This is a genomic window from Pseudomonas sp. BS-2016 (assembly GCF_001806145.1).
Classification (GTDB): Bacteria; Pseudomonadota; Gammaproteobacteria; order Pseudomonadales; family Pseudomonadaceae; genus Aquipseudomonas; species Aquipseudomonas lundensis.
This window is the reverse complement of the sequence record NZ_MLCT01000032.1, coordinates 166186-188165: the sequence shown is the minus strand read 5'-3', so window position 1 is coordinate 188165 and position 21980 is coordinate 166186. Positions and strand designations below refer to the sequence as shown.

General features: G+C 60.1%; 13 protein-coding genes, 1 other RNA gene and 1 pseudogene. 10 read left to right on the top strand and 5 right to left on the bottom strand.

What is annotated here, in order from left to right; translation table 11 throughout:
* Positions 1-42: 42 nt before the first annotated feature.
* From guaD to xdhA, 4 genes are read right to left on the bottom strand one after another with little or no spacing between them, the layout of a single operon-like run.
* Positions 43-1341, bottom strand: a complete 1299-nt coding sequence (gene guaD, locus BKD70_RS17165) for a guanine deaminase (RefSeq protein WP_047275277.1) — start codon at positions 1339-1341, stop codon at positions 43-45.
* An 8-nt stretch (positions 1342-1349) separates the two neighbouring features.
* Positions 1350-2192, bottom strand: coding sequence for a xanthine dehydrogenase accessory protein XdhC (gene xdhC / locus BKD70_RS17160; RefSeq protein WP_047275275.1), 843 nt, complete (start codon positions 2190-2192; stop codon positions 1350-1352).
* Positions 2185-4554 carry a xanthine dehydrogenase molybdopterin binding subunit gene (gene xdhB / locus BKD70_RS17155; protein ID WP_047275274.1) on the bottom strand — a complete coding sequence of 790 codons (2370 nt, stop codon included), beginning with the start codon at positions 4552-4554 and terminating at the stop codon, positions 2185-2187. The genes xdhC and xdhB overlap by 8 nt, the downstream gene beginning before the upstream one ends.
* The gene (xdhA, locus tag BKD70_RS17150; protein WP_047275272.1) at positions 4547-6001 is read right to left on the bottom strand and encodes a xanthine dehydrogenase small subunit; all 1455 of its coding nucleotides are present in this window, start codon (positions 5999-6001) and stop codon (positions 4547-4549) included. Before xdhA ends, xdhB begins: the two co-directional genes overlap by 8 nt.
* A 233-nt stretch (positions 6002-6234) precedes the next feature.
* Between xdhA and BKD70_RS17145 the strand changes: the two genes are divergently transcribed.
* From BKD70_RS17145 to BKD70_RS17110, 8 genes and pseudogenes are all read left to right on the top strand, one after another.
* Positions 6235-6894, top strand: a complete 660-nt coding sequence (locus BKD70_RS17145; RefSeq protein WP_047275271.1) for a GntR family transcriptional regulator — start codon at positions 6235-6237, stop codon at positions 6892-6894.
* 2 nt (positions 6895-6896) lie between these two features.
* Positions 6897-10385, top strand: coding sequence for a chromosome segregation protein SMC (smc, locus tag BKD70_RS17140; RefSeq protein ID WP_047275269.1), 3489 nt, complete (start codon positions 6897-6899; stop codon positions 10383-10385).
* 257 nt (positions 10386-10642) lie between these two features.
* Positions 10643-11533, top strand: a complete 891-nt coding sequence (gene zipA / locus BKD70_RS17135; RefSeq protein WP_047275267.1) for a cell division protein ZipA — start codon at positions 10643-10645, stop codon at positions 11531-11533.
* A gap of 97 nt (positions 11534-11630) precedes the next feature.
* Positions 11631-13988 carry an NAD-dependent DNA ligase LigA gene (ligA, locus tag BKD70_RS17130; protein WP_047275265.1) on the top strand — a complete coding sequence of 786 codons (2358 nt, stop codon included), beginning with the start codon at positions 11631-11633 and terminating at the stop codon, positions 13986-13988.
* A gap of 259 nt (positions 13989-14247) precedes the next feature.
* Positions 14248-14344, top strand: an RNA gene (gene ffs / locus BKD70_RS17120) — signal recognition particle sRNA small type.
* 711 nt (positions 14345-15055) lie between these two features.
* Positions 15056-15466: pseudogene (locus tag BKD70_RS25720) on the top strand (PAS domain-containing protein); the annotation flags it as partial.
* Positions 15467-16237: 771 nt separating this feature from the next.
* Complete coding sequence (locus tag BKD70_RS25715) at positions 16238-16750, top strand: methyl-accepting chemotaxis protein (protein ID WP_371264273.1); 513 nt, start codon at positions 16238-16240, stop codon at positions 16748-16750.
* Between the two features lie 22 nt (positions 16751-16772).
* Positions 16773-18470: a bifunctional diguanylate cyclase/phosphodiesterase gene (locus BKD70_RS17110; RefSeq protein ID WP_047275259.1), complete on the top strand. Its 1698-nt coding sequence runs from the start codon at positions 16773-16775 to the stop codon at positions 18468-18470.
* A gap of 4 nt (positions 18471-18474) precedes the next feature.
* Here the strand turns inward: BKD70_RS17110 and BKD70_RS17105 are convergent, their stop codons facing one another.
* Positions 18475-19218 (bottom strand): ABC transporter substrate-binding protein, encoded by a 744-nt coding sequence (locus BKD70_RS17105; RefSeq protein ID WP_047275257.1) that lies wholly within the window; start codon positions 19216-19218, stop codon positions 18475-18477.
* Between the two features lie 143 nt (positions 19219-19361).
* On the opposite strand from BKD70_RS17105, the gene dnaX reads away from it, so the two are divergent.
* Both dnaX and BKD70_RS17095 read left to right on the top strand, forming a co-directional pair.
* On the top strand, positions 19362-21428 hold the full coding sequence (dnaX, locus tag BKD70_RS17100) for a DNA polymerase III subunit gamma/tau (protein WP_047275255.1): 2067 nt from the start codon (positions 19362-19364) through the stop codon (positions 21426-21428).
* 74 nt (positions 21429-21502) lie between these two features.
* Complete coding sequence (locus BKD70_RS17095) at positions 21503-21841, top strand: YbaB/EbfC family nucleoid-associated protein (RefSeq protein WP_017527493.1); 339 nt, start codon at positions 21503-21505, stop codon at positions 21839-21841.
* Positions 21842-21980: the final 139 nt, after the last annotated feature.

The window sequence follows — 21980 nt, the reverse complement described above, 5'->3', positions numbered from 1 at the left end:
CCACTGCGCCCTGCGCGTCAGCGACGTCGCAGGGCGAGTCTGTCAGCGCTGATGCACCTTGTTGCCCGCCGCGAAGGTCTGCTGAACGGTGCGGTCGTCGCCCAATGTCATCAGCACAAACAGGGTTTCCGCGATGCTCTTGGATTGCTTGAGGCGATAGCTGAGCAACGGGGTCGCGTTGTAGTCCAGCACCACAAAGTCCGCCTCAGTGCCCGGTTGCAGGGTGCCGATGCGGTCTTCCAGGCGCAGTGCCCGCGCGCCGCCCAAGGTCGCCAGGTACAACGATTTGAACGGGTTCAGGCGCAGCCCTTGCAGTTGCATGACTTTGTAGGCTTCGTTCAGGGTGTTGAGCAACGAGAAGCTGGTGCCGGCGCCCACGTCCGTGCCCAGGCCTACGTTAAGGTTGTGCTTCTCAGCCATGGGCAGGTTGAACAGACCGCTGCCGAGGAACAGGTTTGAGGTTGGGCAGAAGGCCACGGCCGAGCCGGTTTCGGCCAGACGTGCGCACTCGTCATCACACAGGTGCACGCCATGGGCAAATACCGAGCGTTCACCCAGCAGTTGGTAATGGTCATACACGTCCAGATAGCCTTTGCGTTCAGGGAACAGGGATTTCACCCACTCAATTTCCTGAAGGTTCTCGCTGATATGGGTGTGCAAGTACAGGTCCGGGTATTCGCCCAACAACTTGCCGGCCAACGTCAGTTGCTCCGGGGTGCTGGTGGGGGCGAAGCGCGGGGTGACGGCGTAATGCAGGCGCCCTTTGCCATGCCAGCGCTCGATCAGTGCTTTGCTCTCGCTGTAGCCGGTTTCTGCGGTGTCTGTCAGATAGTCCGGCGCATTGCGGTCCATCATCACTTTGCCCGCGATCAGGCGCAGGTCCAGACGCTGTGCCGCATCAAACAGGGCATCCACGGACTGCGGATGCACGCTGCCAAAGACCAGCGCTGTCGTCGTGCCGTTGCGCAGCAGTTCCTTGAGGAAAACTTCTGCGACTTCTTGCGCGTGGCCTTTGTCGGCGAACTGGCTTTCGCACGGGAAGGTGTATGTGTTGAGCCAGTCAAGGAGCTGTTCGCCGTAGGAGCCGATCATGCCGGTCTGCGGAAAATGGATGTGCGTGTCGATGAAACCCGGTGTGATCAGCGCGTCGCTGTACGTGGTCACTTCGACGTCTGACGGTAAGGACGCCAGTAAGTCGCAAGCGTTGCCCACGGCTTTGATCTGACCGTTTTCAACGATCAGCAAGCCGTCTTCGAAGTATTCATAAGAGGCATCGATCCCGACCTGCGCCGGGTCGGCGATGCTGTGCAGGAGGGCGGCGCGGTAGGCTTTACAAGTCATCATGTTTCTCAGTTCGTGGCCTGGCTGCGTCGTGAGGACGGCAGCAGTTGTTTAATGGGTTCAACGCTGGCACTCGGTTGGCCGAAGTGGGCGTTGTAGGTGGCGATAATTTCGCCGGCGATGGAGATGGCGATTTCAATCGGCAGTTTGCCTTTGACTTCGCTCAACCCCATGGGGCAGCGCATGCGCTGCAAATGGGGGGCGCTGATGCCTCGCGCACGCAGGCGATGCTCGAACTTCATGCGTTTGGTGCGAGAACCAATCAAGCCGAAGTAGCCAAAGTCGTTGCGCGTGAGCAAAGCTGCACTGAGTTCCAGGTCCAGGGCGTGATTATGCGTCATGACGATGCAGTAGCAACCCGCGGGCAGCCCTTTGATTTCATCCACGGGCTCATCGGTAACGATTTTTTGCACGCCTGCCGGGATCAGTGCCGGAAATTCCTGTTCGCGTTCATCAATCCAGCGGATGCGGCACGGCAGGCCGGCCAGCAGTGGCACCAGCGCCCGGGCCACATGCCCCGCGCCAAACACGGCGATTTGCGCTTGCACCTGGCCCATCGGCTCAAACAACAGCACGGCGACGCCGCCGCAACATTGCCCGAGGCTGGCGCCGAGGCTGAAGCGTTGCAGGTCGGGCGCCTGCTTGCCATTGGCCAGCATGTCGCGGGCGATCTGCATGGCCTTGTATTCCAGATGGCCGCCGCCGATGGTGTCAAAGGTCTGTGTGGCGCTGATGACCATCTTCGACCCGGCGTTACGCGGCGTGGAGCCCTGTTCTTCGATGAGGGTGACCAGCACGCAGGGTTCTCCCTGACGCTGCAGGTCGGCGAGGGCGTTGATCCAGTTATGCATGGCGTTCACCGTGCTGGCGCATTTGCTCGCAGCCCCACAGCACGCGCTCGGGGGTGGCAGGTGCGTCGATTGCGGGCTGCACGCGGTAGTCCGCCAGGCTCGCCACGGCATCTTTGATCGCGCACCACGCGGCAATGCCGAGCATAAAGGGCGGCTCGCCCACGGCCTTGGAATGGAACACGGTGTCTTCCGGGTTTTTGCGGTTTTCCACCAGTTTTACCCGCAGGTCCAGCGGCATGTCGGCGACTGCGGGGATTTTGTAGCTGGCGGGGCCGCTGGTCAGCAACTTGCCTTTGGCGTTCCACACCAGTTCTTCCATGGTCAGCCAGCCCGCGCCTTGAAGGTAGCCGCCTTCGACCTGGCCGATGTCGATGGCCGGGTTCAGGGAAGCGCCGACGTCATGCAGGATGTCGGTGCGCAACATTTTGTACTCGCCGGTCAGCGTATCGACGATCACTTCGGCGCAGGCCGCGCCAAATGCGAAATAGTAAAACGGACGGCCCCGGGCCTGACTGCGGTCGTAGTAGATTTTCGGGGTCTTGTAGTAACCCGTGCTCGACAGGGACACCTGCCCGAAATACGCCTGCTGGATCAGGGTCTCGAAACTCAGTAACAGGTCGCCTGCTCGCACCTGGCCGTTGTGAAACTGCACGGCCTGTTCACTGACCGCATATTTTTCGGCGGCAAAGGCAATCAGCCGTTGCTTGATGATTTCGGCAGCGTTCTGCGCGGCCTTGCCGTTCAGGTCTGCCCCGCTGGAGGCCGCCGTGGGCGAGGTGTTGGGCACTTTGTCGGTGTTGGTGGCGGTGATCTGCACGCGGCTGATGTCCACCTGGAAGACTTCGGCCACCACTTGCGCGACCTTGATATTCAACCCCTGGCCCATCTCGGTGCCGCCATGGTTGAGGTGGATGCTGCCGTCGGTGTAAATGTGGATCAGCGCGCCCGCCTGATTGAGAAAACTCGCGGTAAAGGAAATACCGAATTTGACCGGTGTCAGCGCCAGGCCTTTTTTCAGGATCGGGCTGTTGGCGTTGAACGCCCGGATCGCCTCGCGCCGCTCGGCGTATTGACTGCTGGCTTCGAGGTCGGCGGTCATTTCTTCCAGCAGGTTGTGCTCCACGGTCTGGTAGTAGTGGGTCACGTTGCGATCGGTCTTGCCGTAGTAGTTGGCCTTGCGCACGGCCAGCGGGTCGAGCCCCAGATGGCGGGCGATGTGGTCCATGACCTGTTCGATGGCCACCATGCCTTGCGGGCCGCCGAACCCCCGGTACGCGGTATTGGAAGCCGTGTTGGTTTTGCAGCGATGACCATGGATGGTGGCATCGCCCAGGTAGTAAGCGTTGTCGGCGTGGAACATGGCGCGGTCGACAATCGAGGCGGACAAGTCAGGGGAATAGCCGCAGTTGCCTGCCAGGTCCAGTTCAATGCCTTGCAAGCGCCCGCTGGCGTCGAAGCCCACATCGTATTCGACGTAAAACGGGTGGCGCTTGCCGGTCATGTGCATGTCTTCGACCCGCGGCAGGCGCATCTTGGCCGGTTGCCCGGTGAGGCGCGCGACCACGGCGCACAGGCACGCTGGGCTGGCGGCCTGCGTTTCCTTGCCACCGAAGCCGCCGCCCATGCGGCGCATGTCGACCACGATGTTGTTCATCGGTACGTCGAGCACCAGCGCCACCAGTTTCTGGATTTCGGTGGGATTTTGGGTTGAGCAGTAAACGATCATGCCGCCGTCTTCGGTGGGCATGACCGAAGAGATTTGGGTTTCCAGGTAGAAGTGTTCCTGCCCCCCGATATGCAGCGTGCCTTTAAGCCGATGGTCGGCGTGGGCCAGCGCCGTGGCCGAGTCGCCGCGCTGATGGGTGTGGCTGTCGAGGACAAAGTGTTGATTGCGCAAGGCCTGCACCACGTCGAGCACCGGTTCCAGGTCCTCGTATTCGATGATGGCGGCCATCGCGGCGTTGCGCGCGGTCTCCAGGTCGCGGGCGGCCACGGCCAGCACGGGCTGGCCGACAAACTCCACGGTGTCGATGGCCAGCAGCGGGTCGCCGGGCAGCAGCGGGCCGATGTCTTTCAGGCCGGGGATGTCTTCATGGGTTATGACCAGTCGCACGCCGTCAAAGGCGTAGCAGGGCGTGGTGTCGATGCTGAGGATTTTGGCGTGAGCCCGATCCGACAGGCGCGCGTAGAGATGCAACTGGTTGGGGTATTCCAGCCGGTCGTCAATGTATTGGGCTTCGCCGGACACATGCTTTTCGGCGCTGTCGTGTTTGACGCTGCGGCCTACGCCGGTTGTCAGGTCTTGCGCGAACAGGGCGGTGAGTTCGGCCTGGGACAGCTCGGCCTTGTGATGGTTAGACATACGCTGTCACCCGCGTGTCGAAAGTTGGGGTTTGCAGTTCGAGGGCGTACTTGCGCAGCAGGTTTTGCGCGGTCAGCAAGCGGTATTCCTTGCTGGCGCGAAAATCCGACAGCGGTGTGAAGTCTTCGGCCAGTGCCCGGCAGGCGCGTTCGACGCTGGCGCTGTCAAAAGGATTGCCAATCAGCGCGGTTTCGCAGGCCGAGGCGCGCTTTGGGGTAGCGGCCATGCCGCCGAACGCAATCCGCGCGGCGGTGACGATGCCGTTATCGAGGGTCAGGTTGAAGGCGGCGCACACGGCGCTGATGTCGTCGTCCAGCCGTTTTGACACTTTATAGGCGCGGAAGATGCGGGCTGCGGTGGCGCGTGGCAGGACGATTTTCTCGATGAATTCGCCTTCCTGTCGGGCGGTTACCCGGTAATCAATGAAGTAATCCTCAAGTGGCAGGCTGCGGCAGGTGTTGCCCTTGCGCAGCACGAGGCTGGCCCCCAGGGCGATCAGCAAGGGCGGCGTGTCGCCAATCGGGGAGGCGTTGCCAATGTTGCCGCCCAGCGTGCCCTGATTGCGGATTTGCAACGAGGCGAAGCGTTGCAGTAATTCGCCGAAGTCCGGGTATTGGGCATTGAGGACGGAGTAGGCGTCGGTGAGGGTCACGGCCGCACCGATCTCGATGCGGTCTTCAATGAATTCAATGCGCTTCATTTCGGCCACGTGGCCCACGTAGATCATCACCGGCAGCGGGCGGTGCAATTGCGTGACCTCCAGCGCCAGGTCGGTGCCGCCGGCCAGCAGCCGCGCTTGCGGGCACGCCTCATACAGATCGGCCAGGTCGCTGAGGGTCAGGGGCAGCAGGCAGCGTTTGTCGCCGCTGTTGAGTTCACCGGTCTGTTGGGGGGCGATGGCATTGAGTGCGGCCAGGGTGGCCTGCTCGCGTGCATCAAATTGGTCACCCCCCTGCACCGAACAGGCGCGTTCGGCGGCTGCCAGAATCGGCCGATACCCGGTGCAGCGGCACAGATTGCCCGCCAGCGCTTCATGGGTCTGATGGGCGTCGGGTGCAGTGCTGTTCTTTTGCAGCGCAAACAGCGACATCACAAACCCAGGCGTGCAGAACCCGCACTGCGAGCCGTGGCACTCGACCATGGCGCGCTGCACGCTGTGCAATTGGCCTTGATGCTTGAGGTCTTCCACGCTGATCAATTGCTTGCCGTGCAGGGCCGACACAAAGGTCAGGCAGGCATTGAGGCTGCGATAGCGCAGGCGCTGCTGGCCCTGCGGGTCGGTCTGGATTTCGCCCACGACCACCGTGCAGGCGCCGCAGTCGCCACTGGCGCAGCCTTCCTTGGTTCCGGGTTTATGCAGGTGCTCGCGCAGGTAATTGAGCACGGTCAGGTTAGGGTCCAGCGCGTGCTCGGTACGCAGCGTCTGGTTGAGTAGGAACTGGATCACGGAAGGCCTCGCAAAATCATTATTGTTATCGAGCGGGATGGGCTGAATTTAGTCATAACTGACTCGCGGGTCAAGAAAATGAACAAAGGCCTGCAAAATGGTGTTCTGCAACGGCGATTAGCCATTTATTTGCGGGTTTCGTGCCAAATTCACTGTTGTGGGCACTCCGCTAGAGCCCGGCAAGTGCGTTACACTTCGCCGCCTGCACTGATCAAAGATTTTGAAGGTAAAACATGACGTTCAAGGCGCCGGATAGCCTCGCCGAGCAAATCGCTCATCACCTCGCCGAACGGATCATTCGGGGCGAGTTACAGCCAGGGGAACGCATTCAGGAACAGAAGGTGACGCTGGCGCTCAATGTCAGTCGCGGCTCTGTGCGCGAAGCGTTGCTGATCCTCGAACGTCGGCACCTGATCGCCATCCTGCCGCGACGCGGCGCGCACGTCACCGAACTCAGTGCGCACAAGGTGCAAAGCCTGTGCACGCTGATGAGCGAGCTGTACATCCTGCTGGGCAATGCCGTGGCGCAACGTTGGGCGGTCCAGGCCGACCTCGGGCCGTTCCTGCAAATCCAGCAGCGCCTGACCGCCAGCCTTGAGCGCCAGGACATCAGCGCATTTGTCGAAGACAGCTTCAATGTCATGCGCGCGGCCTATCCGTTTGCCAACAACCCGTACCTGCAAGAAACCGTCGAGAACCTGCATCCCGCCATGAGCCGTGCCTATTACCTGGCACTGGAGCAACGCAAGGCGGCAATGAGCGAATTCCTGGCCCTGTTTGCGCAGTTGCTCGACGCAGTACTGGCGCGTGATCTGCCCAAGATCCGCCTGGTGCTCGGCAGCTACGCCCAGCGCAGTTGCGATTTGGTGCTGACTGCCTTGACGGTTGCCTGAGCGTGCGGCTCAAGTGCATCAAGCTGGCCGGTTTCAAGTCGTTCGTCGACCCGACAACGGTTAACTTTCCGAGCAACATGGCGGCGGTGGTCGGCCCCAATGGCTGCGGCAAATCGAACATCATCGACGCCGTGCGCTGGGTGATGGGCGAAAGCTCGGCCAAGAACTTGCGCGGCGAGTCGATGACCGATGTCATCTTCAATGGCTCCACCAGCCGCAAGCCCGTGAGTCAGGCGAGCATCGAGCTGGTGTTTGATAACTCCGACGGTACGCTGCTGGGCGAGTACGCGGCCTACGCCGAGATTTCGATCCGGCGCAAAGTGACCCGCGACAGCCAGACCACGTATTACCTCAATGGCACCAAGTGCCGACGCCGTGACATCACTGACATCTTCCTCGGCACCGGCCTGGGACCGCGCAGCTACTCGATCATCGAGCAGGGCATGATCTCGAAACTGATCGAGTCCAAGCCCGAAGACCTGCGTAACTTTATCGAAGAAGCAGCGGGTATCTCCAAGTACAAGGAGCGCCGTCGCGAGACCGAAAACCGCATCCGCCGCACCCACGAAAACCTTGCCCGCCTCACTGACCTGCGTGAAGAGTTGGGGCGTCAGCTGGAGCGCTTGCACCGTCAGGCCCAGGCGGCGGAGAAGTATCAGGAATACAAAGCCGAGGAACGTCAGCTCAAGGCGCAACTGTCGGCGCTGCGCTGGCAGGCCCTGAATGAACAGGTTGGCCAGCGCGAAGCGGTCATCGGTAATCAGGAAGTCAGCTTTGAAGCCCTGGTGGCCGAGCAGCGTAATGCCGATGCGAGCATCGAGCGTCTGCGCGACGGGCACCATGATCTGTCAGAGCGCTTCAATCTAGTGCAGGGCCGTTTCTACTCCGTGGGGGGCGACATTGCCCGCGTCGAGCAGAGCATTCAGCACGGTCAGCAACGCTTGCGCCAGTTGCAGGACGATTTGCGTGAAGCTGAGCGTTCGCGCCTTGAAACCGAATCGCACTTGGGGCACGACCGCACGCTGCTGGCCACGCTGGGTGAAGAACTGGCGATGCTGGAGCCCGAGCAGGCGCTCACCAGTGCCGCCGCCGAAGAGGCGGGTGCGGCGCTCGAAGAATCCGAAGTCACCATGCAGGCCTGGCAAGAGCAGTGGGATGCCTTCAACCTGCGCAGCGCCGAGCCGCAGCGTCAATCTGAAGTCTTGCAGGCGCGGATTCAGCAACTGGAAACCAGCATGGAGCGCGTGGCCGAGCGCCAGCGTCGACTGGCTGAAGAGCGTGCCTTGCTCGCGGCCGACCCTGAAGATGCGGCCATTCTGGCGTTGAGCGAATTACTGGCCACCAGCGAGCTGACCCACGAAGAGCTGCAGGGCACTGAAGAGCAGCTCGTCGAGCGTCTGGAGCAGGTGCGCCACGACTTGCAGCAGGCGACCCACCGTCAGCAACAGGCTCAGGGCGAATTGCAGCGGCTTAATGGCCGTTTGGCATCGCTGGAAGCCTTGCAACAGGCGGCCCTCGATCCGGGCACCGGCACGGGTGAATGGCTGCGTGCGCATCAACTCAACCAGCAACCGCGTCTGGCTGAGGGCTTGCGCGTTGAGCCGGGCTGGGAACTGGCGGTTGAAACCGTGCTGGGCGCCGACCTGCAAGCGGTGCTGGTTGACGATTTTGCCCCGCTCGATCTGGCCGGCTTTACTCAGGGCGATTTGCGCCTGTTCAGTGCCGGCACGCCCGGCCACGCTGAAGCAGGCAGTTTGCTCGACAAGGTTGAATCGGATTTCGACCTTGCACCCTGGCTGGGGCGGGTCAAGCCGGTCGATACCCTTGAACAGGCGCTGGTCCTACGCCCGCAGCTGGCTGAAGGGCAGAGCCTGATCAGTCGCGATGGTTTTTGGGTGGGGCGCACGTTTTTGCGCGTGCGCCGTGCCAGTGAAGCGGAAAGCGGGGTGCTGGCCCGCGGCCAGGAAATACAGCGTCTGGAGCATGAGCGCGATGAGCGCGAAGCTACGTTGGCAACCCTTGAGGAGCAGTTACAGCGCTTGCGCGAGCAGCAACTGACCCAGGAAGAAGCCCGTGAGCAGGTGCGTCGGCGTTTGCAGGATGAAGCGCGTCAACAGGGTGAGATCAAAGCCAGGCTTTCGGCCAGTAAAGCCAAGGTCGAGCAATTGACCCTGCGCCGTCGTCGTCTGGATGAAGAGTTGGCTGAATTGGCTGAGCAGCGCGCCCTGGAGCATGAGCAGGTGGGTGAAGCGCGCCTGCAATTGCAGGAAGCGCTGGACGCCATGGCCACCGATACCGAGCAACGCGAGTTGTTACTGGCCCGGCGCGACAGCTTGCGTGAGCGTCTGGACCGGGTGCGTCAGGACGCTCGTCAGCACAAGGATCACGCTCATCAGTTGGCCGTTCGGCTGGGGTCGCTCAAGGCGCAGCACGATTCCACGCGTCAGGCCCTTGAACGTCTGGAGTTGCAGTCGGAGCGGCTGGCCGAAAAACGCGAGCAACTTTCGCTGAACCTGGAAGAGGGCGAGGCGCCTCTGGAAGAGCTGCGTCTGAAGCTCGAAGAATTGCTCGATAAACGCCTGAGCGTGGATGAAGAGCTCAAGGTCGCGCAAACCGCCCTTGAAGACGCCGACCGCGAATTGCGCGAGGCCGAAAAACGCCGAAATCAGGCCGAGCAACAATCGCAACTGATTCGCGGCCAGCTCGAACAGCAGCGCATGGAATGGCAAGCGCTGACCGTGCGGCGCACCGCGTTGCAAGACCAATTGCTGGCTGATGGCTATGACCTGCACGGCGTGCTGGCCACCTTGAGCAGCGAGTTGAACGAGCAGCAGGCCGAAGAAGAGCTGGAGCGCATTGGCGCACGAATTCAGCGCTTGGGGGCGATCAACCTGGCGGCCATCGATGAGTACCAGCAGCAGTCCGAACGCAAACGCTATCTGGATGCTCAAGATGCGGATCTGGTTGAAGCACTTGAGACGCTTGAAAACGTCATTCGCAAGATCGACAAAGAAACCCGCAGCCGTTTCAAAGACACCTTTGATCAGATAAATGGTGGATTACAGGCACTTTTCCCAAAAGTTTTCGGTGGCGGCAGCGCTTACTTGGAACTGACGGGCGAAGATTTACTCGATACAGGGGTAACGATCATGGCGCGGCCGCCAGGCAAGAAGAACAGCACCATCCATTTGTTGTCCGGTGGTGAGAAGGCATTGACTGCGCTGGCGCTGGTTTTTGCCATCTTCAAGTTGAATCCGGCACCGTTTTGCATGCTCGATGAAGTGGATGCGCCGCTTGATGATGCGAACGTAGGGCGTTATGCCCGTCTGGTTAAAGAGATGTCACAGACGGTGCAGTTCATCTACATCACCCACAACAAAATCGCCATGGAAATGGCCGATCAGTTGATGGGGGTGACGATGCACGAGCCCGGTTGTTCGCGTCTGGTGGCGGTTGATGTCGAGGAGGCCATGGCAATGGTGGATGCTTGAGCTATAAGCAAAGAGGGACAAAAAAATCTTTGTGTAAGATATTTCCCAAAGAGTTGACCGATTTGGTTTGCATGCTTGTAGGGCTTCGGCATAGCTCAATGCGACAGACGGTGTAAAGTTATCTTTGGTCGTGCTAATTTAGCGTCTAATTTTTTTATACGTGGGTAAAACGCCATTCAGAACATAGAGTTGGCGCCACGTTTTAAAGGGCTTTAGGCTCTTCTTCATAGAATCATTTTTTAGGGGCACGGGATTACATGGAAATCGGTCTGCGCGAGTGGCTGATCGTCATCGGCATAGTGGTCATCGCCGGTATTCTTTTTGATGGCTGGCGCCGCATGCGCGGTGGCAAAGGCAAGCTCAAGTTTCGTCTTGATCGAAGCTTCTCAAACCTGCCCGACGAGGAGGAGACCAGCGCCGAGTTGCTCGGGCCTCCGCGAGTGCTGGACACCCCGCATCACAAAGAGCCGCAACTTGATGAGCACGACCTGCCATCGGTGAGCATGCCGCCTCGTGAGAAAGGCGCCAAGCGCGGCAAGCGTGGCAGCGAGCCAAGCCAGGGCGACTTGAACCTCAATCTGGACCTGGAAGACGACGGCCCGAGCCTCAGCGCCGCCCGTGATGACTTCCCGGCAGAATCCAAACCGGCCCGCGGTCGTGCCACGGCCAGCCCGTCGGTATCGGCAGTGGCTGAAGAGAAAGAAGCGCCGCAAGCGGCAGAAGAAGTGCTGGTCATTAGTGTCATCAGCCGCGACCCGGCGGGCTTCAAGGGGCCAGCCCTGTTGCAGAACATTCTGGAAAGCGGCCTGCGCTTTGGCGAGATGGATATTTTCCACCGCCACGAAAGCATGGCCGGCAATGGCGAAGTGCTGTTTTCGATGGCCAACGCTGTGAAGCCGGGTGTATTCGATCTGGACGATATCGACCTGTTCAGTACGCCTGCCGTGAGCTTCTTCCTGGGGCTGCCGGGGCCGCGTCATCCCAAGCAGGCGTTTGATGTGATGGTGGCCGCGGCGCGCAAGCTGTCGCAGGAATTGAACGGCGAGCTCAAAGATGACCAGCGCAGCGTGTTGACGGCGCAAACCATCGAGCATTACCGCCAGCGCATCGTTGAATTTGAACGTCGCGCATTGACTCAAAAACGCTAAGCCCTGTGGGAGTCAGCCTGTTTGCTCCCACTCCAGCGCGAACGAATTAACTCAAGAGCAGCCTCGGCTGCTCTTTTGCATTGTGAGAGAACACCCCATGACCGCCGCCCATGACCGAATCCTAGCGCTGCGCGCTGAACTGGATCAGCACAACTATCGCTACCACGTGCTCGACGAGCCGAGCATCCCGGACGCCGAATACGATCGCCTGTTCCATGAGCTCAAAGCGCTGGAAGCCGAGCATCCCGAGTGGGTCACGCCGGACTCCCCGACCCAGCGGGTGGGCAGCGCTGCGTTGTCGGCCTTCACTCAGGTGCGCCATGAAGTGCCGATGCTGAGTTTGGGCAACGCCTTCGATGAGGCGGACATGCGCGAGTTCGACCGCCGGGTCAATGAAGGGCTGGATTTGCCCTCCGGCGACCTGTTTGGTGGTGGTGCCGAGGTCGAATACAGCTGTGAGCCCAAGCTGGATGGCCTCGCGGTCAGTCTGTTGTACCGGGACGGGCATTTGGTACGCGGTGCCACGCGAGGTGATGGCACCACGGGTGAAGACATCAGCATCAACGTGCGGACCGTGCGCAACATCCCGCTCAAGCTGCACGGCAGTGGCTGGCCCGCCGTGCTGGAGGTGCGGGGTGAGGTGTTTATGTCCAAGGCCGGGTTTGAGCGCCTGAACGAAACCCAAATGGCGGCTGGCGGAAAAACCTTCGCGAACCCGCGTAACGCGGCGGCGGGCAGCCTGCGGCAACTCGACTCGAAGATCACCGCCAGCCGTCCGCTGGAATTTTGCTGTTACGGCTTGGGCCAGGTGTCTGAAGAATTTGCTGACACGCACATCGGCAACCTCAAGCAGCTGCAAAAATGGGGCATGCCCATCAGCCATGAGCTGAAACTGGCCAAGGGCATTGCCCAGTGCCTGGATTATTACCGTGACATCGGTGAGCGGCGCGCTTCGCTACCGTATGAAATCGATGGCGTGGTGTTCAAGGTCAACAGCCTGGCCTCGCAGCGTGAGCTGGGGTTTCGTGCCCGCGAACCGCGTTGGGCCATCGCCCATAAATTCCCGGCGATGGAAGAGCTGACCGAGCTGCTGGATGTGGAGTTTCAGGTGGGCCGAACCGGCGCGGTGACCCCGGTGGCGCGTTTGAAACCGGTGAAGGTGGCGGGCGTGACGGTCTCCAACGCCACGTTGCACAACATGGACGAAGTGGCGCGACTGGGGTTGATGATCGGCGATACCGTGATCATTCGCCGTGCTGGCGATGTAATTCCGCAGGTGGTGCAAGTGGTGCTGGATCGCCGTCCGGACCATGCCCGGCCGGTGCACATTCCGCACAACTGCCCGGTGTGCGGCTCGCATGTCGAGCGCACGCAGCTGGTCAAGCGCAGCAAAGGCCGCGAAACGGTCACTGAAGGCGCGGTGTACCGTTGCGTCGGTCGTCTGGCCTGCGGTGCTCAGCTTAAGCAGGCGATCATTCATTTTGTCTCGCGCCGGGCGATGGATATTGAAGGGCTGGGCGAGAAAAGCGTTGAGCAGTTGGTGGACGAAGGTTTGGTGCGTTCGCCGGCAGATCTGTACATGTTGAACTTCGATCAGATTGTCGAGCTGGAGGGTTTTGCCGAGTTGTCGACCAACAACCTGCTGGCCGCCATCGCTGACAGCAAGCGGCCGACACTGGCCCGTTTTATCTATGCCTTGGGCATTCCGGACGTGGGAGAGGAAACCGCCAAAGTGCTGGCGCGCTCGTTGGCTTCGCTGGAGCGTGTCCAGCAGGCGTTGCCGCAGGTGCTCACGTACTTGCCGGATGTCGGTCTGGAAGTCGCCCATGAGATTCACAGCTTCTTCAGTGATGAACATAACCGGCAGGTGATTCAGCAGTTGCTGGAGCGCGGCCTTGAGTTGCAGGATCAGGGCGATCTGGGGGCTGAATTTGCCGCGAGCGCGACGTTGGGCGGCTTGATCGACAAACTGCATATCCCGTTTGTGGGGCCGGGCGGCGCGCAAAAGCTCGCCGACAAGTTTGGTTCGTTGCAAGGCGTGATCGATGCGGACTGGCTCGACATGCGCCAGGCCTTGCCGGAGAAGCAGGCCAAGGCGGTGCGAGCGTTTTTTGACAACCCCGACAATGCAAACCTTGCGCTGGCGATCGAGGCGCAGTTGCGAGATTTCGGCATGCACTGGCACAGCGAGAAAAAAGTCGTGGCCGGTTTGCCTCTGGCGGGGCAGACCTGGGTGCTGACCGGGTCGCTGGAACTGATGAGTCGCGATGTGGCCAAGGACAAGCTCGAAAGCCTCGGCGCCAAGGTCTCGGGTTCGGTCTCGGGCAAGACCCATTGCGTGGTGGCGGGACCGGGTGCGGGGTCCAAGCTGGTCAAGGCCAATGAGTTGGGGCTCAAGGTGCTGGATGAGCAGGCGTTTGTCGCCTTCCTGGCGCAGCAGGGCATCAGCCTCTAAATCTGTGCAGGCGCTGCCGGGCGGCGTCCGGCAGCGTAGCCGGGTCAAAAAAGCCGTGTTTGTCGCTCGAAGGGATTCGCGTGCTGCTGATTTCCCCCGCAGGACGCCCGACCCTAGCCTGAGATTCGCGGACGCTGCCCCGGTAATCCAAGTACTTGAGCCCATTCATTTTTTTATTCTTGAATAGGCGGTTGTAACTTTTCTTCAGACAGGTACAATGGCGCCGTTCGCTGCTAAGCGAATGTTGTTATGGTGACCCTATCGGTCCCTCCGCAACGATTACCCGTGAACCTGGTCAGATCCGGAAGGAAGCAGCCACAGCGGGAACATTGTGTGCCGGGGTGTGGCTGGTGGGGTTGCCTCCATTTTGAATCCCCCTTTTTATATCTCCTCTCAACGCCGGTTACGACCTTGCGATTTTTTTGTGTGCGTGTTCGTTTTGTCGTCTTTTTTGCGCCCAGTCAGGTGTTGAATCACGCGATATGAAGAACAGTTAATGAGTGCACTTGCTCAGATTTCAGTTTTCATATTTCGAATTTGTCTTTCGTCTTTTATGGCGTCGTCTAGATTTTGTATAAGTCATTTCAGCGGCCATGAGAAAGTTAATGAGGCCGCCTGGATCGCTTGCAGGGACTTTAGATGACGGGCATACGGTTTTAAAAGACGCGTTTACAGGTGTAAGTTATTGGCATCCAGCGTCTAGTGTTCGCACTTCCATTTAAATGGCTTGATGTTATGGGCGCTGAAGTGAATATGTCTTTAAGACAATTCTTAAAAATTATTGGATCCAATAATTAGAGTTGTCAAAGCTCTGCATACGGCTCTAGCTCGGCCTTTATCGGGGCTTTTCGCGAATGTTGTTGAGAGGTATTCGTGCAACTCGGGCATCGTTCTTTGTCGCGCTGGACTCTGTATTTGTCTGTTGTGACGGGCTGTTGAGTTAATGTGTTGTTATAAAGCATAGGGTCAAGGTCGGGTTGTTGTCTGGTCGTCTTACTTGCAAAGCTGAGATTACTTTGTAGAATTGCGCCACTTTTGATCTTCTTCAAGCCCGCACCTGTTCAAAGATGTGGGGTGTTGTTGCACGTCTCCTTAATATTGCCCGGTGCGTATTAAGTGTATGTGCGGTGAGCCTTGGGGTTGTTCTGTTCTTACATGGCGCGCCTGTGCGTGCTATCCACAGGTGGAGTTTTACCGTGCGCATTAACCTTCCCGTGACCGGTGTCGAACAAACATTTCCCGAGCATCAGCGGTTGATCTCAGCCACGGATGTCCACAGCCATATCACTTACTGCAATGCCGAATTCGCCGCCATGAGCGGTTTTACTCAGGATGAGTTGATCGGCAGTACGCACAATCTGGTTCGCCACCCCGACATGCCAGCCTCGGTTTTCGAATTGATGTGGCGCTACCTCAAAGCCGGTAAAAGCTGGATGGGGGTGGTCAAGAACCGCTGCAAAAACGGCAACTATTACTGGGTCAGCGCGTATGTCACGCCGATTCTGGAAGGCGGTCGTGTAGTCGGGTACGAGTCGGTGCGGGTCAAGCCCACCCGGGAGCAGGTGGCCCGCGCTGAGGCGCTCTATGCGCGCTTGCGTGAAGGCAAACCTGCGGTGCCGGCGTTGCACCGCGTCACCCACACCGCGGGCGCCCTGTTACTGCCGGTCACCGCGGCCATCGTGTCGGTTGCCAGTGCTTATGTGCTCCCGACGCTGGCCGCACAAAGTCTCACGGCCGCGCTGTTTATCGGAGTGGGGGTGTGGGGGCACCGGCGCGTGGGCCAGCAATTCCAGCACATCCTCAACGCTTCTGCGGATTCATTTTCGGACCCGATCAGCGCCAGGGTGTACAGCGACGCCGACGGTGCTGTCGCCCGGTTGCACATGATTTTGATCAGCGAAGAAGCGCGTCTGAAGACCGCACTGACCCGCTTGCTGGATTTGGCCAACCAGATGGCCGAAGCGGCGGCGGACTCCAGTCAGTTGTCCAGCGACACGGAAAGCGCCTTGTTGCAGCAGCGTGCCGAGACAGACATGACCGCGGCCGCCATGACCGAAATGGCCGCGTCGATCTCCGAGGTGGCGATGCATGTTCAGCACACGGCGGTAGAGGCCAAAACCGCGAACCAGTTGGCCCAAGAGGGCAGTCTGGTGGCCGGCACCACCCGTGACGCCATTCAATTGCTGGCCAATACGGTGAATCAAATCAATGGCGCGGTGGGCAATCTGGCCGGCCAAACCCAGGAAATCATGCTGGCTGCCAGCATGATTCGCGCGATTGCCGATCAAACTAACCTGTTGGCACTCAATGCTGCGATCGAGGCAGCACGCGCAGGCGAGCAAGGGCGCGGGTTTGCCGTGGTGGCGGATGAAGTGCGGGCGCTGGCGGGCAAGACCCGGGAGTCGACCGAGCAAATCCAGGGCATCATCGAAAACCTGCAAACAGGCGCCGAGGAGGCGGTCAATATTGCCAGTCTGGGCATTCAGGAGGCCGAGCAGGGCGTGCGTCAGGTGCTGCAAGCGCAGGAAGCGCTGCAGGGCATTCGTCAGGCCGTAGAGCGCATCACTGACATGAGCCAGCAGATGGCCGCTGCGTCGCAAGAACAGTCCTCGGTGGCCGAAGATGTTTCACGCCAAATCAACAATGTTGCTCAAACCGTGCAAAATACCGCGCAAAACGCCAATGCGGCAGTCGTGCGTGGTGGCGAACTCAAACGAATCTCTACAGGGCTTCGCGCCCTGGTGGATCGTTTCAATCGGTAATTGGCAAGGCGTGAAGTGAATCATGGACGATATGTACCGCAAAGCTGTAGATGCTGCGGCGATCTTTTCTGAAACCGATTTAAGTGGGCGCATCACCTACGTCAACGAGCAGTTCTGTGAAGTGTCGGGTTACCCGCGTGAGGAATTGCTGGGGGCCAACCATCGCATCCTGAACTCGGGTTTTCATCCGCCCGAGTTCTTTGTCGGCATGTGGCGCACCATTTCCCGGGGGCAGGTCTGGAAAGGCGAAATCTGCAACCGGGGTAAAGACGGCACGGTCTACTGGGTGGACAGTACCATGGTGCCGCTGGTGGATGAGTCGACGGGGCAAGTGCGCAAGTATTTGTCGATCCGTTTTGATGTCAGCGAAAAGCGTCAGTTGCTGCACACCCTGCAATGGCGCGTGGGGCACGATGTGCTGACTGGCTTGCCCAACCGCGCCTACCTCTCCGACCTGTTGAATCAGGCCCTCGAATCTTCGCGCGCCGATGGCATTCCGCTGGCGGTGTGCATGCTCGATCTGGACGGCTTCAAGGCAGTCAATGACGGTTACGGGCATGCCAGCGGCGACTTGCTGCTGATCGAGGTGGCCAAGCGTTTAAAAAGCATCATGCGCGGTGAAGATGTCGTGGCGCGTCTGGCCGGTGACGAATTTGTCCTGATCCTGCGCCATGTGCGCGATGCGGATGAGCTGCACGGGGCCATGCAGCGGGTGTTGACCGCCATTTCCCGGCCCTACACGGTGGGTGAAAACAGCCTGAGTGTGTGTGCCAGCATTGGTGTCACGCTTTACCCGCTCGACAACGAAGACGCCGACACGCTGTTGCGCCATGCCGATCAGGCCATGTACGTGGCCAAGCAAAGCGGACGCAACCGCTATTACGTGTTCGATGTGCTCAAGGGGCGCGAGATCAAGGCCACCCACGAACAGGTCGAGCGTGTACGCCAGGCCTTGGCAGCGGGTGAGTTGTGTTTGCACTACCAGCCCAAGGTCAACATGCGTACCGGCGAGGTGCTGGGTTTTGAAGGCTTGTTGCGTTGGCATCATCCGAAGAAAGGGCTGATTGAGCCTTGCGATTTTTTACCGGTGGTCGAGCAGACCGACTTGATTATCGACATCGGGGAATGGGTGATCGATCAGGCAATCCGGCAAATGCACGAATGGCAAAGGGCTGGGGCGCACTGGTCGATCAGTGTCAACATTGCGGCACGGCACTTTCAGCGCGCGGATTTTGTGGCGCGGCTTAAGCTGTTGCTGGGGCGGTATGCGGAGGTGGCGCCCGAAAAACTGGACCTCGAAATCATTGAGTCGGCGGCCATTGAGAACATGCAGCATGTCAGTCAATGCCTTAAAGCCTGTCAGGCTTTAGGCGTGCGTTTTTCGCTGGACGATTTCGGTACGGGCTATTCCTCGCTGAGCTACCTCAAGCGCTTGCCGACCGAAACCATCAAGATCGACAAATCCTTTGTGCGTGACATCCTCCACGATCAGGATGACCTGGCCCTGACCACGGCAGTGGTCGGGCTGGCGCGCGCGTTTGGGCGCAACGTGATTGCCGAAGGGCTGGAGAGCGAAGCGCAGGGTTGCCTGCTGATGGAGCTGGGCTGTGAAGTGGCGCAGGGCTATTTCATTGCGCGGCCCATGCCGATTCGCGAAGTGGCCAATTGGGTGGCCGGTTTCGAACCGCCCGGGGCATGGTTGCAGGCCGCTTGCGCCTGAGCGGTCACAGCGTCGAGGGTGCGGTGTAACGCGAAATGATGCGCTCTATTTCACCGGACTGGCGCATGGCAGACAGGGTGCTGAGGATTTTTTCCGTGGGCAGCTGCGGGTCGTTACGCACCATGCAACTGAGCATTTGCTCTTGCACCAGCGCCACGTCGTGCAGTTGGTCTGCCGGTTCGAGGTCTTTATTGATCCAGTCCACCGCCCATTGATTACTGACCGCATAGTTGAAGCGTCCGATGATCAGCATTTGCAGGACTTGTTCCTGGCTGCGGGCGTCATCGCGCTGCAGCCTGCCTGCATCGAACAACGGTTGCAGGGAAGGATAGGTGTAGCTGAGCACTGTACCGACCGACTGTCGCTCCAGGGTTTGCAGATTCACCGGCGCCGGGCGCTGGCGTGTGCCGACCAGCACATCGCGTTGTGCGAGCAGCGGTTCGCTCCACAGGTACTGGTCGGCGTTCGGGCCGACCCAGGCGGGGGTGACAAAACAGCGCACATCCACTTCGCCATGGTCCATGGCGCTCTGAACCCGTGCCCGGGCCAGTACCTGAAATTGCGCCGGGTAGCCAATCTGGCGCGCCAGGCTTTGCATGACGTCAAACAGGATGCCTTCGGTGGGCTGGCCGTTCTCGTGCCGCACCATCGGCATCGCCCAACTGTCTGCAATGGCGAAGCGCAAGGGCGGCAGTTCCGCGAGGCAGGGCACGGTGGCCAGTATCAATATCAAGGGGGTCCAGCGCATAAGGTCTCCGGCAGGGGGGCCAAAACGATATAAATAGCCCGTCAGGCAGCAGCATAGCCAGATTAGGCGGCCACATCGGATGCAATTTTGCCCTTGCTCCGCTAGCATTAGCGCCTTCCGCTTTTCAGACGCGACGGTTATCAATGAGTTATCAGGTTCTTGCACGTAAATGGCGTCCGCGCTCGTTCCGCGAAATGGTCGGCCAGACCCATGTGCTCAAGGCTCTGATCAACGCCCTGGACAGTCAGCGCTTGCACCACGCCTACCTTTTCACCGGTACCCGTGGCGTGGGCAAGACCACCATTGCGCGGATCATCGCCAAATGCCTGAACTGTGAAACAGGTATCACCTCGACCCCGTGTGGCGAGTGTTCGGTGTGCCGCGAAATCGACGAAGGCCGTTTTGTCGACCTGATCGAAATCGACGCCGCCAGCCGCACCAAGGTCGAAGACACCCGCGAGCTGCTCGATAACGTGCAGTATGCGCCGAGCCGAGGGCGCTTCAAGGTCTACCTGATCGACGAAGTGCACATGCTCTCCAGCCATTCGTTCAATGCGCTGCTTAAAACCCTCGAAGAGCCGCCGCCCTACGTCAAGTTCATCCTGGCGACGACCGACCCGCAAAAGCTGCCGGCGACCATTTTGTCGCGCTGCCTGCAGTTCTCGCTCAAGAACATGACCCCGGAGCGCGTGGTTGAACACCTGAGCCATGTGCTGAGTGTCGAAAACGTTCCTTTTGAAGACGATGCCCTGTGGCTGCTCGGGCGTGCCGCAGACGGGTCGATGCGCGATGCCATGAGCCTGACCGATCAGGCGATTGCGTTCGGTGAAGGCAAAGTGCTGGCTGCGGATGTGCGGGCCATGCTCGGTACGCTGGACCACGGCCAGGTGTTTGACCTGCTTCACGCCTTGATCCAGGGCGATGCAAAAGCCTTGCTTGAGGCCGTGCGCCATTTGGCCGAGCAGGGGCCGGACTGGAATGGCGTGCTGTCGGAAATCCTCAACGTGTTCCACCGCGTGGCGATTGCCCAGGCATTGCCTGAAGGCGTCGACAATGGCCACGGCGACCGGGATCGGGTGTTGGCGCTGGCGCAGGCGATGCCGGCCGAAGATGTGCAGTTTTATTACCAGATGGGCCTGATCGGTCGCCGCGATTTACCCCTCGCGCCCGACCCGCGGGGCGGCTTCGAAATGGTGCTGCTGCGCATGTTGGCCTTTCGTCCTGCCGACACCGGGGACGCACCGAGTCAGCCGCTAAAGCCGGTGGGGATCAGCCAGGCCACAGTTGATTCCGCTCAAGCCGTGGCGACGGCTGCTGCGCTAACGCCGGTCGCGACACCGGTGCCGGAACCCGTCGCGGCGTCTGAACCCCAGGTTGCCCCGTCCCCGACGCCTGCCCCCGCCCCAGTGGTTGAGCCACGGGCGCCTGTGGTCGCAGAAGTCGATCTGCCGTGGAACGAGCCCGCTGTGCCGGTCGTCGAGCAAGCGCCTGCCCCCGAGCCGGTGCTGGAGACCGTCAGCGAGGCCCCCGCGTTGCCGCCGATGCCATTGCCTACCCCGGACAGCGTGGTGCCCGACGCGCCGCAGTGGACGGCCGCACCGATCCCCGAGCCGACCGCTGAGCAAGTCGATGCGGCCCTGTCAGGCATGGATCGTGATGACGAGCCGCCGCTGGACGAAGACTACATTGAGCCGGACATGGACTCGGCGGCCTACAGTTATCTGGACGAGCTGGCCAGTGAGCATGCGGCCGAGCATGAGCCAGCGCCGGAGCCTGAACCGCAGCCCGCCGCGATGCCGGCGACCGGTCTGGCCCTTGAATGGCTCAACATGTTCCCCAAATTACCGGTGTCGGGGATGACAGCAAGCATTGGTGCCAACTGCACGCTGATCTCGGCCGAAGGGGATGAGTGGCTGCTGCACCTGGACCCGGCGCACAGTGCGTTGTTTAACGCGACCCAGCAGCGGCGTTTGAACGATGCCCTGAACCAGCACTTGCAGCGCACGCTTAAAGTCACCATCGAGCTGATCAAGCCCGAACAGGAAACCCCGGCGCAAGCGGCTGCCCGTCTGCGCGCCGAGCGTCAGCGACTGGCGGAGGAATCGATCTATGCCGACCCGTTGGTCCAACACATGATTGAACAGTTCGACGCCGCCGTGCGTGACGATACGATCCAGCCTGTCGACGTGGTCGAGCCCCAGGCGTCGTAGCGGCGGATAAAAAATTACAGCCCGTGGTCGAAGGCCATGGGCATATTGTGCATATACCGTTTGAGGTGATTCCCATGATGAAAGGTGGCATGGCCGGCCTGATGAAGCAGGCGCAGCAGATGCAGGAAAAAATGGCCAAGATGCAGGAAGAACTGGCCAACGCAGAAGTCACCGGCAAGGCAGGTGGCGATATGGTGAGCGTGGTGATGACCGGTCGTCACGACATCAAGCGCGTGAGCATCGACCCCAGCCTGCTGGAAGGCGTGAGCGATGATGACCGTGAAGTGCTGGAAGACTTGTTCGCCGCGGCCGTTAACGACGCCGTGCGCAAGATCGAAGCCAACAGCCAGGACAAAATGAGCGGCGTGACCGCCGGCATGCAATTGCCACCGGGCATGAAGCTGCCGTTCTAAGGTGCTGTGAGAAAGCCGGGCATCGCGCCCGGCTTTTTTTTGCGCGTTTTTTGTCGTCGCTGTCGCGGGCTGTGGGGGTGACGAGAGCATTTGACGCTGCCTGACCGGGCGGGTATAAACCGCCTCTCGTTGTTTTGTC

Coding starts and splice junctions, on each gene's coding strand:
- guaD (WP_047275277.1), bottom strand. CDS start 1,341: ATGACTTGTAAAGCCTACCGCGCCGCCCTCCTGCACAGCATCGCCGAC.
- xdhC (WP_047275275.1), bottom strand. CDS start 2,192: ATGCATAACTGGATCAACGCCCTCGCCGACCTGCAGCGTCAGGGAGAA.
- xdhB (WP_047275274.1), bottom strand. CDS start 4,554: ATGTCTAACCATCACAAGGCCGAGCTGTCCCAGGCCGAACTCACCGCC.
- BKD70_RS17145 (WP_047275271.1), top strand. CDS start 6,235: ATGACGTTCAAGGCGCCGGATAGCCTCGCCGAGCAAATCGCTCATCAC.
- zipA (WP_047275267.1), top strand. CDS start 10,643: ATGGAAATCGGTCTGCGCGAGTGGCTGATCGTCATCGGCATAGTGGTC.
- ligA (WP_047275265.1), top strand. CDS start 11,631: ATGACCGCCGCCCATGACCGAATCCTAGCGCTGCGCGCTGAACTGGAT.
- BKD70_RS25715 (WP_371264273.1), top strand. CDS start 16,238: ATGCTGGCTGCCAGCATGATTCGCGCGATTGCCGATCAAACTAACCTG.
- BKD70_RS17110 (WP_047275259.1), top strand. CDS start 16,773: ATGGACGATATGTACCGCAAAGCTGTAGATGCTGCGGCGATCTTTTCT.
- BKD70_RS17105 (WP_047275257.1), bottom strand. CDS start 19,218: ATGCGCTGGACCCCCTTGATATTGATACTGGCCACCGTGCCCTGCCTC.
- dnaX (WP_047275255.1), top strand. CDS start 19,362: ATGAGTTATCAGGTTCTTGCACGTAAATGGCGTCCGCGCTCGTTCCGC.
- BKD70_RS17095 (WP_017527493.1), top strand. CDS start 21,503: ATGATGAAAGGTGGCATGGCCGGCCTGATGAAGCAGGCGCAGCAGATG.